Source organism: Anabaena catenula FACHB-362, from assembly GCF_014698735.1.
Classification (GTDB): Bacteria; Cyanobacteriota; Cyanobacteriia; order Cyanobacteriales; family Nostocaceae; genus Anabaena; species Anabaena variabilis_A.
Genome location: NZ_JACJTQ010000009.1, coordinates 26,060 through 42,457, shown reverse-complemented (window position 1 = coordinate 42,457; position 16,398 = coordinate 26,060). Strand labels below are relative to the sequence as shown.

The 16,398-nt window shown below is 38.7% G+C and carries 11 protein-coding genes; 7 read left to right on the top strand and 4 right to left on the bottom strand.

Translation table 11 applies throughout. From position 1 onward, the window contains the following. Positions 1–32 precede the first annotated feature (32 nt). The 5 genes from H6G68_RS08475 (at position 33) to H6G68_RS08455 (ending at position 6,180) form a co-directional block, all read left to right on the top strand. Positions 33–1,232 carry a glycosyltransferase gene (locus H6G68_RS08475; protein WP_190906227.1) on the top strand — a complete coding sequence of 400 codons (1,200 nt, stop codon included), beginning with the start codon at positions 33–35 and terminating at the stop codon, positions 1,230–1,232. Further along, a complete protein-coding gene (locus H6G68_RS08470; protein ID WP_190906226.1) occupies positions 1,150–2,157 on the top strand; it encodes a glycosyltransferase family 2 protein in 1,008 nt (335 codons plus the stop codon). The genes H6G68_RS08475 and H6G68_RS08470 overlap by 83 nt, the downstream gene beginning before the upstream one ends. A 139-nt stretch (positions 2,158–2,296) precedes the next feature. Continuing rightward, the gene (locus H6G68_RS08465; RefSeq protein ID WP_190906306.1) at positions 2,297–3,727 is read left to right on the top strand and encodes an O-antigen ligase domain-containing protein; all 1,431 of its coding nucleotides are present in this window, start codon (positions 2,297–2,299) and stop codon (positions 3,725–3,727) included. A gap of 3 nt (positions 3,728–3,730) precedes the next feature. After that, positions 3,731–4,906 carry a glycosyltransferase family 4 protein gene (locus H6G68_RS08460; protein ID WP_190906225.1) on the top strand — a complete coding sequence of 392 codons (1,176 nt, stop codon included), beginning with the start codon at positions 3,731–3,733 and terminating at the stop codon, positions 4,904–4,906. A gap of 392 nt (positions 4,907–5,298) precedes the next feature. Then, the gene (locus H6G68_RS08455) at positions 5,299–6,180 is read left to right on the top strand and encodes an aspartoacylase (RefSeq protein ID WP_190906224.1); all 882 of its coding nucleotides are present in this window, start codon (positions 5,299–5,301) and stop codon (positions 6,178–6,180) included. 206 nt (positions 6,181–6,386) lie between these two features. On the opposite strand, the gene H6G68_RS08450 is transcribed toward H6G68_RS08455, so the two are convergent. The 3 genes from H6G68_RS08450 to H6G68_RS08440 all read right to left on the bottom strand — a co-directional run bounded on the left by H6G68_RS08450 (position 6,387) and on the right by H6G68_RS08440 (position 11,836). Then, a complete protein-coding gene (locus H6G68_RS08450; RefSeq protein ID WP_190906223.1) occupies positions 6,387–7,496 on the bottom strand; it encodes a glycosyltransferase family 4 protein in 1,110 nt (369 codons plus the stop codon). A 420-nt stretch (positions 7,497–7,916) separates the two neighbouring features. Then, positions 7,917–8,702, bottom strand: a complete 786-nt coding sequence (locus H6G68_RS08445; protein WP_190906222.1) for a PIG-L deacetylase family protein — start codon at positions 8,700–8,702, stop codon at positions 7,917–7,919. Positions 8,703–9,505: 803 nt separating this feature from the next. Next, positions 9,506–11,836 (bottom strand): NHL repeat-containing protein, encoded by a 2,331-nt coding sequence (locus H6G68_RS08440; RefSeq protein ID WP_190906221.1) that lies wholly within the window; start codon positions 11,834–11,836, stop codon positions 9,506–9,508. 754 nt (positions 11,837–12,590) lie between these two features. On the opposite strand from H6G68_RS08440, the gene H6G68_RS08435 reads away from it, so the two are divergent. After that, complete coding sequence (locus H6G68_RS08435) at positions 12,591–13,760, top strand: glycosyltransferase (RefSeq protein ID WP_190906220.1); 1,170 nt, start codon at positions 12,591–12,593, stop codon at positions 13,758–13,760. A 65-nt stretch (positions 13,761–13,825) separates the two neighbouring features. Next, positions 13,826–14,965, top strand: coding sequence for a glycosyltransferase family 4 protein (locus H6G68_RS08430; protein WP_190906219.1), 1,140 nt, complete (start codon positions 13,826–13,828; stop codon positions 14,963–14,965). Positions 14,966–15,170: 205 nt separating this feature from the next. Here the strand turns inward: H6G68_RS08430 and namA are convergent, their stop codons facing one another. Then, positions 15,171–16,235, bottom strand: coding sequence for an NADPH dehydrogenase NamA (namA, locus tag H6G68_RS08425; RefSeq protein WP_190906218.1), 1,065 nt, complete (start codon positions 16,233–16,235; stop codon positions 15,171–15,173). Positions 16,236–16,398 lie beyond the last annotated feature (163 nt).

Here is a 16,398-nt window from a genome sequence, read left to right as displayed (position 1 = left end):
AGTTAGCAATTCATTGAAAAGTGAGGTGGTATGTGAGACTTTGTATTGTAACCCATAAAATTAAAAAGGGTGATGGTCAGGGACGAGTAAATTATGAAGTTGTTCAAGAAGCAATTCGTCGCGGTCATCATCTAACATTATTAGCAAGTGAAATAGCACCAGAGCTAGAACAAAATAGCTCTGTAAATTGGGTTTCAATTCCCGTGAAAGAATATCCTACGGAATTTATTCGCAATTTCATATTTGCCAAAAAAAGCAGCGACTGGTTACGTCAACATGGTAGAGAAGTTGATTTAATTAAAGCCAATGGTGCCATTACTATGGGCGCTATTGATGTGAATGCTGTGCATTTTGTCCATAGTTCATGGTGGCGATCGCCTGTGCATATTTCTCGTAACCGTCGAGATGCTTACGGCCTATACCAATGGCTTTACACAGCCATGAATTCTTATTGGGAAAAACAAGCTTTTCAGCAAGCCAAAGTAGTCGTTGCCGTATCTGCAAAAGTAGCTGAGGAATTAGTCAATATTGGCGTACCTCTTGGCAAGATTCGTGTCATTGTCAATGGAGTTGACTTACAAGAATTTACTCCTGGTGTGACTTCTCGCCAAAAATTGGGGCTACCAGAAAATGTAACTTTAGCACTTTTTGCCGGCGACATCCGCACCACCAGAAAAAACTTAGATACGGTGCTGCAAGCCTTAGTAAAAGTTCCTAATTTACATCTAGCAGTAGTAGGAACAACAGAAGGTAGCCCCTTTCCAGAGTTAGCAGAGGCTTTGGGCATAACTGAACGAGTGCATTTTATGGGATATCGACGAGATATCGCCGAGATTATGCGGGCTGTAGATTTATTTGTCTTTCCTTCCCGATATGAAGCTTGTAGCCTTGTTTTGTTAGAAGCATTAGCTTCAGGATTACCAGTAATCACTGCTACTGCTACAGGAGGTGCAGAGTTAGTCACACCAGAAGCCGGAGTTATTTTACCTGACACAGACGACATAGATGCTTTATCTACTGCCTTGTTTTCCTTAAAAGATGACTTACTACGCCAGCAAATGAGTAAAGCGGCTCGTACTGTTGCTGAACAACATAGCTGGGCGACTATGGCACAAACCTATCTAGATTTATTTGAAGAGTTAATGAAAAATGAGGAATACAGTTCTCATCCCCACCTATCGCCGTCCTTTGGATCTCCATCGCTGCCTTTTAGCGCTTCAAGCCCAAACTAAACCCGTTGATCAATTAATAGTAGTTGTCAGGGATACAGATACGGAAACTTGGCAATTCCTAGGCGAATTTCACCCCCATAACCTACCATTACAGGTTGTCACAGTCACACAACCGGGAGTAGTAGCAGCCCTCAACGCCGGACTAGCAGTAATCGAGGGAGACATTGTTTCTATCACTGATGATGATGCCGCCCCCCATCCTGATTGGTTAGAAAAAATCACTGCTCACTTTCAAAGCGATGGTTGCATAGGTGGTGTTGGCGGACGTGATTGGATACACCAAGGCAACAGCATCGAAGATGGCGAACGCTCAATAGTAGGGCGTTTACAGTGGTTTGGACGAGTAATTGGCAACCATCACTTAGGAATCGGCGCACCTCGCGAAGTTGATGTCCTCAAGGGTGTAAACATGAGTTTTCGTCAAGCAGCCATAGGAAAATTATGCTTTGATGAAAGAATGCGAGGCACGGGCGCACAGGTACATTTTGAGATGGCTTTTACCCTCGCTCTCAAGCGAAATGGTTGGAAGATAATTTACGATCCTAGCGTTGCCGTAGATCACTATCCAGCCCAGCGATTTGATGAAGACCAACGTCAACATTTTAATGAAATTGCCTACACTAATTTAGTCCATAACGAAACGCTAGTTTTATTGGAACATTTCTCTCCTCTTCGCCAGATTGTCTTTTTATTGTGGGCAGTATTAGTAGGCACAAGAGATAGTTTAGGACTAGTCCAATGGCTGAGATTTTTCCCCAGTCAAGGCAGATTAGTGAGTAAAAAGATGCTGGCATCTTTGCGTGGACGTTGGCAAGGATGGCAAACAAATCAATTACAGCAGGGAATAGGGAATAGGGAACGGGGAATAGGGTTGAAACTCTCTTTTTATATAGCTTTGTTCTTAAATTTTTTACCCTATGGCTGACGCTCACGGAAGCCTCCTGCAACCTGAAATCTGCTGTTAATAAATACTAAATCAAAATACATCTTTGAGAGGAACTACGCTCACAAAATTCCAGAAAACTCCTGCTTTCAATTCACAATTACCAATCACCAAAAATAAAGTGATTTCCAAACAAATACTTTTTAATAGTTTTTCACGACAAAACTTTTATCCTCAACAACGAGCAGCACAGGCTTGGGTAGTCATTATTGGCTTCCTTTTTTTAATAACATCTAGTTATTTTATTAGTGCTGCCATGTTGCGCCTGGTTTTTCCGGCAACCGCTTTGGTGGTAGCTATATTTTTATATTTGCGGCATCCCTTACTCTACATTGGCTTCACTTGGTGGATATGGTTTCTTTCACCTTTGCTGGCTCGGTTAGTTGACTATCGTGTTGGCTGGGACCCTACCCGTCAAATGCTTATAGCACCTTATCTAGTAGTGTTTGTCACCATAGCAACTTTCTTAAAATATATTCCTAGCACAATTCGCCAAGGGGGTTTGCCTTTTCTTTTGGGTTTTATTGGGGTATTCTATGGTTTTTTGGTTGGTCTAATTTACAATCAACCAATTCCGGTGATCCGAGGTTTTTTAGACTGGGTGAGTCCTATTATTTTCGGTTTTCACTTATTTATAAATTGGCGAGATTATCCCAGTTATCGGCAAAATATTCAGCGTACATTTCTCTGGTGTGTATTAATCATAGGAGCTTACGGTATATATCAATTTGTGGTTGCTCCTGAGTGGGACACATACTGGTTGATAGAATCAAAAATGTTTACCAGTTCTGGGAATCCTGTCCCTTTTGGGATGCGCGTTTGGAGTACAATGCATTCAGTCGGTCCATTTGGTGCCGTCATGCAAGCTGGGTTGTTGTTATTATTTACCAGTTCAGGACCTTTAATTTTTCCGGCTTCAGCCGTGGGCTATTTATCGTTTTTGCTGGCACAAGCAAGGACTAATTGGGGTGGTTGGTTACTTGGGGTAATTATGATTATGGGTTCGGTTAAAGCCAGAATTCAAATGCGCTTAATTACTATCATTTTGGTGATGGCAATGTGTGTTTTACCCTTACTAACTATAGAACCAATTAGCAAAGTTGTGACTTCTAGATTAGAAACTTTTACTAATTTGCAAGAAGATGGTAGCTTAAAGGATAGATCAGGAAGTTATGACAGAAATCTCAGTTTAGCCCTTACAAATGGGTTCGGTAACGGTTTAGGAAATACCTGGAAAGTCAACGAAAAAACGGGACAAATCGAAGTAGTTGTCATTGATAGTGGCATTTTAGATATGTTTTTTACATTGGGTTGGTTCGGAGCCATTCCTTATATAGGTGCATTAATCTTAATGATTTTTACCGTCAGCCAATATACTGAAGCGCAGTTTGATAGTTTTGTCAGTGCTGCCCGTGCGATCGCTTTTAGTTCTTGTACACAACTAATTATTGGTAGTGGAATGCTGAGTATAGCAGGCATGATTCTCTGGGGATTTTTTGCTATGGCTATGGCAGCACATAAGTATTATCAACATCAAGGAATTAAAGCTTAAATTATGAAAGTAGTTGTGATCATGCCGTTAGCCGAGCAAAGAGGCGGCGGTGAAATGATGTTTTTGGATTTGATGCAACAAGGACGTAATGCCGATGTGGAATGGTTGGCGATCTTTTTAGAAGATGGTCCGATGGTGGAACAAGTGAGAAACCTGGGCATTGATACCAGAGTTGTCGAAAGTGGCCGTTTGCGTCAAGTCCATCGTTTGATTGCCACTATTTTCCGCATAGCTGCGATCGCTCGCCGTGAAGGTGCAGATATGATCCTCAATTGGATGTGGATCACTCACATAACTGGGGGACTAGCGGCTATGTTGGCAGGTTTGCCGGCTTTGTGGTATCAACTAGAAGTACCTAGTGATAAAACTTGGTTGGTGCGTCTTGCCACTTTAATCCCAGCCCAGGCAGTTATTACCCTCTCCCAAGATGGACAAAAAGCACAGTCACAGATTTGGCCTCACAGACCCACACCCCTAGTTTACCCCGGTGTCGCCCTAGACCGATTCGAGCCTGCTGTTTTGCCCACTCCAGCAGCAGCACGCCAAAAGCTCGGTTTACCAATGCATGGGCCTTTGATTGGCATTGTCGGCCGCTTACAACGCTGGAAGGGAATGCACGTATTGGTGGAAGCAATGCCCCAGGTTTTGCAACAATATCCCGATGCCCATGCTGTGATAGTCGGTGGTAAGCACGATTTAGAATCAGATTATGAGGATTTCTTAAAAAAACAAATCACAGATTTGGGACTGAGCGATTGCGCGGAGCGCAGTGCCGGAGGCAATCGCATAATTATGGCAGGGTTACAGCGTAACGTCCCGGAATGGGTACAAGCAATGGATATATTTGTTCATGCCTCTGATAAAGAACCCTTTGGGATTGTGATTATTGAAGCTATGGCCTTAGGTAAGCCAGTTATTGCTAGCAATGCTGGGGGGCCTACAGAGATTATTACCGATGGTGTAAATGGATTGTTAACACCTTACGACAATAAAGATGCATTAGCCCAAGCTATTCTGTGCTATCTTAACAACCCAGATTTGTCTCAAACTGTGGGATTAGCAGCACGGCAACGCGCCCTCCAATTCTCTACACAACGTTATGCCCAAAACTTGATTAATGTTATTCGCTCAAAGATGCCAACTGTTTTAGAAAAAATGCCCAAAAGAATCACATCATAGGCACACAGGCAGGAAAATTCGTTTTCATTCTAGAAGAAATGGGATAATTTATTTTTTGGACTTCCCATAATCAAAAAAATACGAAACAATGTAGAGACGTTGCGTGCAACGTCTCTACTTGAATGAACTGGGGTACGACTTCAATTCGCTCGATATTTTTGCTTTTTCCTGAAAATCAAAACTATAGCAGTCCTAAATGATTCATGAACACTTCTGTTCCCTGTTCCCTTGACTCACCGATAAGTTCTCAACTCCAATAGGATTGCTATATGCACATGAAATTTGTAGTTGAGTGAAAACAGAGGACTATGGTTTTATATGTCCTCTAAATTAAAGCTGGCAGACAATTTCCGCTATTATCATTAATATAATAATTTATACATGAGGCGCTTATGAATCAAATCAACCGAGTGGCAATTGTTGGAGGCAGTCACGGTAATGAGTTAACAGGAGTTTACCTAGTTAAAAAATTTCACCAATATCCAAATTTAATTAATAAAACAAGTTTTGAAACTTTGGCATTACTCGGTAATCCCAAAGCTATCGCTGCTAGAAGAAGATACATTGATAAAGATTTAAATCGTTGCTTTACTGTTGACAATTTCCAGTCTCCTACCTCCTCCATTTACGAAGAATTACGGGCTAAAGAAATTCAACAAATATTGCAACCACAAAATCAGGAACTCGTGGATGTAATTATGGATTTACATACCACTACGGCTAACATGGGATTATGTATTATTCTTGGTAATATGCATCCGTTTTTGCTTCAATTAGCAGCTAATCTAAGTTTGATTAATCCTTTGGTAAAAGTTTATAGTCATCAGCAACCCAGCGGCAGTGGTTTTCTCCGTTCTTTATGCCCATTAGGTTTTGCTATAGAAGTTGGTGCTGTAGCTCAGGGTATTTTAGATGCAGAACTATTCCAACAAACGGAACAGCTTATATATGCCATATTACAGTATTTTGAAGAATGCAACCAAGGTAAAATTCCCCTAATTAACAACACCCTGACACTTTATAAATCTATTGGTTCTGTCGATTACCCTAGAAATGAAGATGGGGAAATAGAAGCGATGATTCACCCCCAACTTCAGTTTAAAGACTATGAACCCTTGCATCCAGGTGATCCCCTATTTCTAACTTTTGCAGGCAAAGATATTTTTTATCAGGGAGAGTCTACTGTTTATCCTGTCTTTATCAATGAAGCAGCTTATTATGAAAAAGGAATTGCTATGCATCTGAGCCAAAAGGAATGGATTCATATTTCTTGAAGGCTTCTATCTGATTGCAGTCATGATCATTAAGATATATCGCCATTCTAAATAAGATGTGAACACATTGTAAATTGGGTTAGACGCGGTAATTAACTGATAACTTTTACAAATAAATCACCAAACCGCGTCGTCAAAAAACATCCACTCTTCAAATATGTGTTCACCATTCATTATTCAAACAATTCTCTTTTCCATCTGGCAATCTATTTACCGACTACCAATTCTCTTGTTCTTATTATCCTGAGAACATCGTATTTTCTGATTAACTCACGGTATACAGCCAATGTTTCTTCATTTACCCGCACTATACTGAAGCGTTCTAGGTTTTGTGTGGCGCGGAATTTCCACTTGTCTAGTAGTTCAGGATTGCTGAGTAATTGCGTCAAAGCACTGGCTAAGGTGTGGCTATCTTTGGGTGGTACTAATACACCAGCTTGACGATGATCCAAAGTCTCAGGAATACCATCTACATCACTGGCTACAATTGCACAACCGGCTTCTCGTGCCTCTGTCAGCACCAAACCAAAGGATTCGCAATGTGAAGCCAGAACAAAGATATCTGTTGCTAACATATAGCGTTGCGGTTCTGGTTGGAAACCTTCAAAATGGATACGATTCCCAACAGATGTACTTTGCGCCATTGCCTCGAATATAGACCTATCTGGACCGTCTCCTACTAAATAAAGATGGGCTTGGGGAAAATCTTTAGCAATGATGCTGAATGCATCAATTAACTCACTAATCCCTTTGCGGTTATACATCCCAGCTACAGTAGTAATAGCCGGATGATGCAGTGGTAGCGGTTGGTAATCTTGAATTTTTTTATGCCGAGGACTTCCTAAAGTACCGTTGGCAACCACACGCAACTTTTTGCTTGGGATACCACGCCGAATCATTGAATCAGCAACTGCATGACTAACGGCAATTACCCGATCTGCTAATCCCATCAGAACGGCACTACGTTGAAATTCATTATGTACGGTAGAAACTAAACTATATTTACCACTATTTCTCAGAATTCCCGCCAGCACGACTCCTGTCATCATATGGGCATGAACAATGTCTGGTTGAAATTCTTTGATAATTTCTCGATAACGCCAAGATGCTTTCATCATATTTAGTGGCGTTCTTGATTGATCTAGTTGAAAGTGGCAAACACCATGATCTGCTAATAATGCTTCGTATTCTCCACCTGCTGATGCGACAGCAACATCAAGACCTTTTTTGGTTTGTAAACAAGCTAAGTCTACTGCTACATTGACAATGCCATTACCGATTTTTTGCACATGATTTGTAATATGAAGGATTCGCATTTAAATTTTCTCCACGGTAATAATTTAGCTTCACTGCCATGATGCTTACCGGTAGAAATTTCACCTTGATTTAATTAAATATTTAGATAACTACTCATATCCAATCTGGATAATCACTTATTATTAAAATATCTCCGCATCACCACGTTGCCGTGTTTGTGCGTCAGTTCTAATGATAAGTCTTAAACCAGACTTGATTAGGACTTACGCAAGATGTAACTGAAAACCTGATTCTTGCGTAGTGGTAATTCATGAATTACCACTACGTTCGTTCGGTTTTGCGTAAGTCCTGTTGATATCAGAGAATGTTTGGATATTTATACAGTTTATCAATAAACTCTCTCCAAACCTCTCCCCACAGGAAGATAGGTTGTTAATCTGCAATGTTTTGAAATAACGATAATTTCACATTCTCAGATATTAATATTCAGATTTAAAGAAAATTTCTTCTGAATTTAAAAATCGCTTAATAAAGCCACGTGGTAACATTTGAAGCTGGGAAGGATATGCAGCAATTGCTCTCTTTTTTTTATCTTGTACCGATTTAATTGACAGTCGATAAGCTGCTGCAATATCCTGTAATTTTAAGAGTATAAATAGCGGCGCTCTCCAGAATACCCAGATAGGATATTGTAATAATTCAACTGTAATTCCAGCTTGGGCAATTGCCTCCTTAACTAAGTCATAGGTAGCTTCATGATCTTTATGGCAATCTTTATGATGAGGAACATAAACTTCTCCAGGTTGATAACGCTGAAGCAATTCACAAATCTGGGAAACCGTCTGTTGCTTTTCTTCTAACTTTAAATCTTTTAGAGTTCCATCTTGCTTGTCTAAAAAGTGAATTTCTGAAGGTTCCACTCCCAAAATATTTAATGCCGTCAACGATTCTTGTTTGCGAATATTAATGATTTTATTTTGAATATGTGGATCTACACCATGAGAACCTCTTCCATCTGTCAGAAAAGTTACAACTACTGGTATACCCTGTTCCCTTTTTCGTGCAATCATCCCGCCACATCCTAATGTTTCATCATCTTGATGGGGAGAAAAAACCATTGCTAATTCTTGATTAAAGATTAGTGGTTTACTTCCCCAACTTAAAATCCACTGTGAGAGTAAATAGGAATGGATATATTGAATCTGATTTAGTAAAATATTGGGAATTATTTTTTCTAATTTGATTAAGCTATTTTTATGATTCATATTTACTGGTACATTGGTGTATGGAAATATTAATGCTTATTTAATTATTGAAGGTTTAATGATTATAAGACTTGGAAGTATCAACAAAGTTGTTTGATTATAAGTCTTGATAACTTCCTTTAAATTCAGCTATCAATAATTATTTTTATCATAGTTAACTACAACCTCTACTATTTATTTTTTTTGTGAATTTACAGTGGAAATATGAAGATGAAATCAGATATATGTAAGATTTCAGGTAGTAAGTAAAGAGATTGACATCATGTCCGTTTAAAGACGATACTTAAGGAAGTATAGGGAATAAAAAAAGAGATTTACCGGATATTTGCACAAACATGGGAATTATAAGTAATTTGCCAGAAATGAGATGAAGAAGAGATGCCCAGACGCGAAGATTGATTAGACATTGACATTTTTGTAGGCGTTGCTGATTCCATGTATGAATATGATTTAATCTCATACCAAAATCCTTGTAGAGACGTTTCAGGAAACGTCTTTATATCCGAATTCATCCCTCCATTTAGCAACGTCTTGCTTTAAAAATGCGATATATAAAACTATTCTAGAGACTTTCTATGGGCAAAGATTATCGTCTCTACATTCTTTTTTATGTCTATGTGTTGTCTATTTGTAGCTTTAATTAAGCAATACAATCAAGGGCGGGGAAACCCCAAGGGCGGGGAAACCCCAAGGGCGGGGAAACCCCGCCCCTACAGGTTTTGCGATTGCATGACTGTATCTCACAAAGAGTACATACCGCTATATTATGAGTGATTATGCGAACATGAAATAACTCATTTTTATCAAATTGGTAAACGATACATAATCACCTTTCCTTTCCAATTTTCTTCCACAAACACTAAGTATTCACCATTAGAACGGCGAAAAGCGCGGATACCGTAGGGTATATCAATCCAACCACTTTCTCCACCAACTTCTGGCCCTGGACTGAACTTGTGTACCATTTTGCCTGTGGCGGCTTTATAGACATACACATCTGCGGTTTTAAATGTCACTGCAAATACATAATCGCTGGCTACACTCATAGCTGCGGTAGAAAATTCCCGTTTCCCAGTGGTGTCGTAAGGAATTACAGTTCGCCATTTAGGAGTGCGATTTCCTCGACTCCAATTATCAAAGCGGACAATTTCCGATCCCACAACTCCAGTGTCATCACCAACTGCGGGATGTTCTGTGGTGAAGCCTGACAAGTACATGGTATCTGTTTGAGGAAAATATTCAATGCGCCGCAAATCTTTAAATAAGTTGGGAGTCTTTTCCTTTTGCATGGAACTATAGGTGTAGATGGGATTCCCTTTGCTATCTAAACCCTGTAAAGGATAATGGCGAATACCATCTTGAGTTCGCAAGGTTTTCCAAACATCACCTTTGCTATCTACCCACCAACCACCTGTGTAGGGATAATCTTGGCCGCTGTCATATTCATTTTGCTCAAATGCACCATTACCATTACTATCCCGCCAAATCCATTCCCCTTTAGCTGGTTGATAGGGAGGCCAATTACCAGTAATGGATTTACCACTTTCATTAGTATTCACAAACATTCCCGCAGGGATAGCAATTTTACCGTCTGTAGCAGGTTGAAAACGATAAATTTGCAGAAAACTGCCATACATATCTTTGAGGAATAAAAAAGGCTTCCCCTGAATACGACGGAAAAAAGTAGCATCTGGGGATGTATGCAAGCGTGGATCTTGAGGATATTTGAAAGGATTAAGAGTGTAGGCTTTATAAGTCCACTGTTTACCAGCTGGTTTACTGTAATCCATCAAATATTCTTCTTGCTTGGTGAAGACATTTACACCATCACTTTTAGGATCAGTATCTGCATTATCTACAAATATCAAGCCTAGTAATTGCCATTGTTGTTTTCCCGATGAGGAAAATTTTCTTAAATCTGTGCCTGATTTGTTAAAACCATTGTTGTTGATATAGATATTGCCAGTGGTATCTGTACCAACTCCTGTGATTCCATAAAATTTTAAACTTTTAACTTCTCCAACCACGTCACTATAAATGCCATTTTTATTTCCAAAAGTTCCTACTTGTAGAGGCTGTTTTTGGATGTTATAAATTACTATTTGTTGCCGGACTCCATTTTCGGCTACTAAGAGTCTACCTTGATTATCAATAGCGATCGCAGTTGGTTCTACAATATCTACAATTTGTTCTGGTAGCTTTTTACCCGTTTGCGAATAATGCACGATTTTAGCAGCAGTGCTACCTTTTTTATTTTGAATAATCCACAAATTTCTTTGTGCATCAATAGCTATTGTACCGGGATTGGTGACAGTAAATCTGCCCTTCTCCTGCATTGTTTCAGTATTAAAAATACTAACTTTGTTAGCAGCCGCATTACTAACAAATAACTGATTATCTACAATTGCTAAACCAGTAACTTCGCTTTCATTACTGGTAATTAACATACTTTTATCCCAACCGCTCCCTCCAGTAAAAGGTGCCGGTTTTCCCGCTAAATCATAGCGTCTTACACAATACCAAGTTTTACCTTCTGGAGGATAACCATCTTTTCCATTATTCATTCCTCCCTGACTCATAGCAATATAAATATATTTGCTATCGACTGTTACTGCTTTACCACCCAGACGACTCCAGCCGTGAGTATCCTCAAGGGAAGCAATTACTTTACCATCTTTATATATTCCCGCTTCTCCTCCAGCTTCATCCCAGTGACTATTAGTATAAATCTCCCCATTTGCTGTTACATACATCGCCTCTATATTGTTTTGTACCCGCAGTTTTCCCTTACCAATTGTATTACCAAGCCAAGAGGTTTGATAGGTGAGTGTGGCAGAGTTTTTATCAGTTTTAGTCGTAGCCTCTATATTATTTTGTACCTGTAATTTTTCCTTACCAATTGTATTACCAATCCAAGAGGTTTGATAGGTGAGTGTGGCAGATTCTTTATCAGTTTTAGTCGTAGCCCTGTCCATAGACATTCCTACGAATGTCACCATTAATACACAGGTTAAAGCGAGTAAAATATTGAAAGCTATTTTTTTTCTCCAATATCTCTTATGAACCAATTTATTGAGGTATTGATGAAGTTTTTGGTAATTTCTATTGAACAGTGACGATAATCTATTTTTCATAGAAACACTATAAGTAAATATTGGTAATTTTTATTAATCGAAGATGAGTGTATAGGAGTAGTTTACTTGGCTAATTAATATGAATGCATTTATATATACTTACTCATCCATATTTAAAAAGTTTTTAGGTACTAATTTGTTTATATGGCCAATGAGACTCCATATATAAATTAACAAGTAAATAGTGGTTATAATATATGTTCATCAAAACTTTATCAATAAAATATATTTTTTACATTTCAATTATCCTTCTTCATGTTTTACCTATATAATTTTTGACATAATAAATAGCAATAATTAATACCTTAAAATTGATAATTAAGTTTCTTTTGATAGAAAGTAGGGTTGGAAATACTTATCTATCAATCATTTTAGCTAAAACAGAATCAAGTAACATATTTATCTCTAGTAATAGCGCTGAGTTCACAAAAAACATTTGGTAGTTTATTGTTTGACAGGTAGCTAAAAATAGTTTATAAAAAAGTATCCTGTTGCAAACAGCTAAATACAGAATATATAAAGATATTATTTCATTAATGACCCAGATTTTTTGATATTTCTAGCTAACTGATCCCTATCAGTGAGAATTTCAATAAATTATTTAGCACAGGTTTTTTGACTGCTATATATACAGGTAATTTCATTCAAAACTCATTGTTGCTTTTAAGACAGCTTTTAGGTTTGATGTAATTGGTGTTTTGACAATTAAATTGTCTCTAAAAAGCACACTTAATTGATCCGAGGAGATAAATAGGTGGAAGATAACCAAAAAATTTGTAAATTAGCCTCTGCATCTATTCTCACATTGGGAACAGGTTGGTTTCCTAAAACCCCTGGAGGTTTGGAAAGGTATATTTATGAACTAACTCATAAATTAGCTGCACATCAAGACCAAGTAGAATTATGTGGAGTAGGTCTACCAGTGGGTGAAAAAGATACACCTATTAAGTTAACCAATTTAGCTTCCCCAGATAGTCCTATTTCGCAAAGGTTTTGGTCAATTCGTCATCAATTTAAGAAAACAAGATTAAGTAAGCCAGATGCAATTAATTTGCATTTCGCATTATACAGTTTTCCAATTTTAGATATTTTACCTAAGGGAGTACCAATTACTTTTAATTTTCATGGGCCTTGGGCTTCGGAAAGTCAGGAGGAAGTAGTAAATAAGAAACTGAGTATTTGGCTAAAGCAGCAGTTAATAGAAAAAAATACTTATAATCACTGCGATCGCTTTATTGTCCTTAGTAAGGCTTTTGGGCATATTTTACATCAAAAATACCAAATTCCCTGGCACAAAATTCACATCATTCCCGGTGGAGTGGATATTAATCATTTTCAAACAAATTTATCACGTCAAGATGCTAGAAAAAAACTGGGTTGGCCTAGTAGTAGACAAATATTATTTACATCCCGTCGCTTAGTACATCGAATGGGAATTGATAAATTATTGCAGGCTATAGCGATAATTAAACCCCATATTCCTGATATTTGGTTAGCTATAGCTGGTCGTGGTCATATCCAAGAGTTACTTCAACAACAAGCTATAGAATTAGGGCTAGAAAACAACGTTAAATTTTTAGGTTTTTTACCGGACGAAGAGTTACCAATCGCTTACCAAGCTGCTGATTTAACTATTATGCCTAGTCAATCTTTTGAAGGTTTTGGATTAGCTATTCTTGAATCTTTAGCTTGTGGTACTCCTGTTGTCTGTACTCCTGTGGGAGGTATGCCAGAAATTTTACAGGGATTCTCACCGGATTTAATTACTAATTCTACTACTGTTGAAAGCATTGCCGAAAAATTAGAACAAGCACTGTTAGGTAAAATTTATTTACCTTCTAGAGAAGAATGTCGTGATTATACAATCATCAATTATGACTGGACTAATATTGCTCAAAAGGTGCGGCAGGTTCTTTTGGCTTAAGCTGATAAATTTTGAGGAAAATATTAACGATATTTAAACACAGAGTCAGATGTTTTGGAGATGGTATGAAGATTCTTTTTTTAGATCAAAGTGGAAAACCAGGTGGTGCTGAATTATGTTTAATTGATATTGCTAAATTATATGGAAAAAGCGCACTTGTCGGTTTATTCGCAGATGGTGATTTTAGGAAGTTACTAGAAACCAATCAAATTCCTGTTGAAGTTTTAGCGACTCAAGTTATTAATGTTCGTAAACAAAGCAGTTTGTTACAAGCTTTAGGTAGTTTGGGACAACTCACTCCCCTCATTTATAAGGTTGTTCAACGTGCCAGAGAATATGATTTAATCTATGCTAATACTCAAAAAGCTTTAGTTGTGGGGGCAATAGCGAGTTTTTTTGCGCGTCGTCCGTTGGTTTATCATTTACATGATATTCTTTCTAAAGAACACTTTAGCACAACTAATCTGCGGGTTGCTGTTAGTTTAGTTAATCGTTTTTGTTCGTTGGTAATTGCTAATTCTGAAGCTAGTAAAACCGCTTTTTTACAAGCGGGAGGTCAACCAAATATTATTGAGGTTGTTTATAATGGTTTTGAATTGCATAATTATCAAACTTGTGAAGCTGATATTCAAAACTTAAGGCATGAATTAGGACTAGATGAAAAATTTATAGTTGGACATTTTAGCCGTCTTTCTCCCTGGAAAGGACAGCATATTTTAATTAATGCACTTGTTCAATGTCCGCAAAATGTGATAGCAGTTCTGGTTGGTGATGCTTTGTTTGGTGAACAAGATTATGTACAGGATTTACACCAAAAAGTTGCCGCACTGGGTTTAGAAAATCGGGTTAAGTTTTTAGGTTTTCGCTCAGATATTCCCCAATTGATGGCAATGTGTGATTTGGTGACACATACTTCTATCGCACCGGAACCTTTTGGGAGAGTTATTGTGGAAGGGATGCTGTGTGGTAAACCTGTGATTGCTGCTAAAGCTGGTGGTGCAATGGAATTGGTAGAAGATGGCATCAATGGTTTTTTAGTCACACCAGGAGAAACGCAGGAACTAGCACGAGTGATTAATAATTGTGTTCAAGAACCTGAAAGAACTGCGAATATCGCCAATCATGCCAGAATTACTGCTAGTGAACGTTTTGATGTGAATATTATTAATCAGCAAATTCAAAAGTTACTGCAATCATTATTTTAATAATTGATATAACACCCATATTCTCTTTTTTATTTTTCTTGTTCCTATACTCTGTATGGGAATGAATTCTAGAAGGCTTTGCCTGAGTGTGACAGTAGAGTCAGAGCCTCTATGATAGCATTCCCAGTCAGAGACTGGGAACGAGATACGAGATCAATATGCAATTTATTTTGCACGACTACTAATAGATTGATCGCAGATATATTTACTTCCAGGCGCGATCGTACTGAATCGGAACCGATAAGGATTGGCGTAGTTGCTTGGCTGCCCGCCTTGTCCAGTAAGGATCACGCAACATCTCTCTACCGATTAATACTATGTCTGCTTGACCTGTACGAATGATATGATCTGCTTGTTCTGGTGCTGTAATCATGCCAACAGCACCAGTAGCAATTTTGGCTTCGCGGCGAATGCGATCGCTAAATGATGTTTGATAACCAGCACCAACTGGAATTTTTTCGCCAGGGACAATTCCACCTGATGAGCAATCAATTAAATCAACACCCAGTGATTTTAATTTACTGCAAAGGGTAATACTTTGTTCAATATCCCAGCCATTACTGACCCAATCAGTTGCAGAAATACGAACCCAAAGCGGAGTCTGATCCGGTAAAATATTTCTTACTCCTTGAACAACTTCACATAAAAACCGGATGCGATTTTCAAAACTACCACCGTATTCATCCGTCCGTTGATTGCTTAGTGGAGAGAGAAATTCATGCAATAGATAACCGTGAGCCGAGTGAATCTCAATCACGTCGAATCCTGCTTCTAGAGAACGTCTAGCAGCATTCACAAATGATTCGATCAGGTTTTGAATTTCTTCGATACTCAATGCTTTGGGAGTAGGACTTTCTGACTCAAATGGAATAGCACTGGGAGCTATCGCAGTCCATCCCCCTTCTGATTCCAAAAGCACTCCACCACCATCCCAAGGAGTGGCTGTACTAGCCTTTCGACCCGCATGAGCAAGCTGAATTCCCGCCACAGATCCATGACGATGAAGTGACTCTACAATTCTTGCCAGCATTTCAATGTGGGCATCTTCCCAAATTCCTAAATCTTGCGGCGTGATCCTTCCTGGGGGTTCAACTGCCGCAGCTTCAGTGATTACAAGTCCTGCTCCTCCCACGGCACGACTAACAAGGTGAATAAGATGCCAATCATTAGCGAACCCATTTTCGCTGGAATATTGACACATGGGAGAAACCGCAATGCGATTACTAAAGGTAACACTGCGTTGATTCAATGGTTCAAATAAATGTGGCATGGTTGAATGTCCTTCGCAGATACATAAACGATGATGAAGCTAAGTAGGTGGGCGTTAAAAAATATAAGATAGACCTAACCCCCCAGCCCCCTACCAGGGAAGTGGGAGTCAAAGCCTCTCCATTATTAAGAGTTATTCCTTTTCCCTCTCCTTGTAGGAGAGG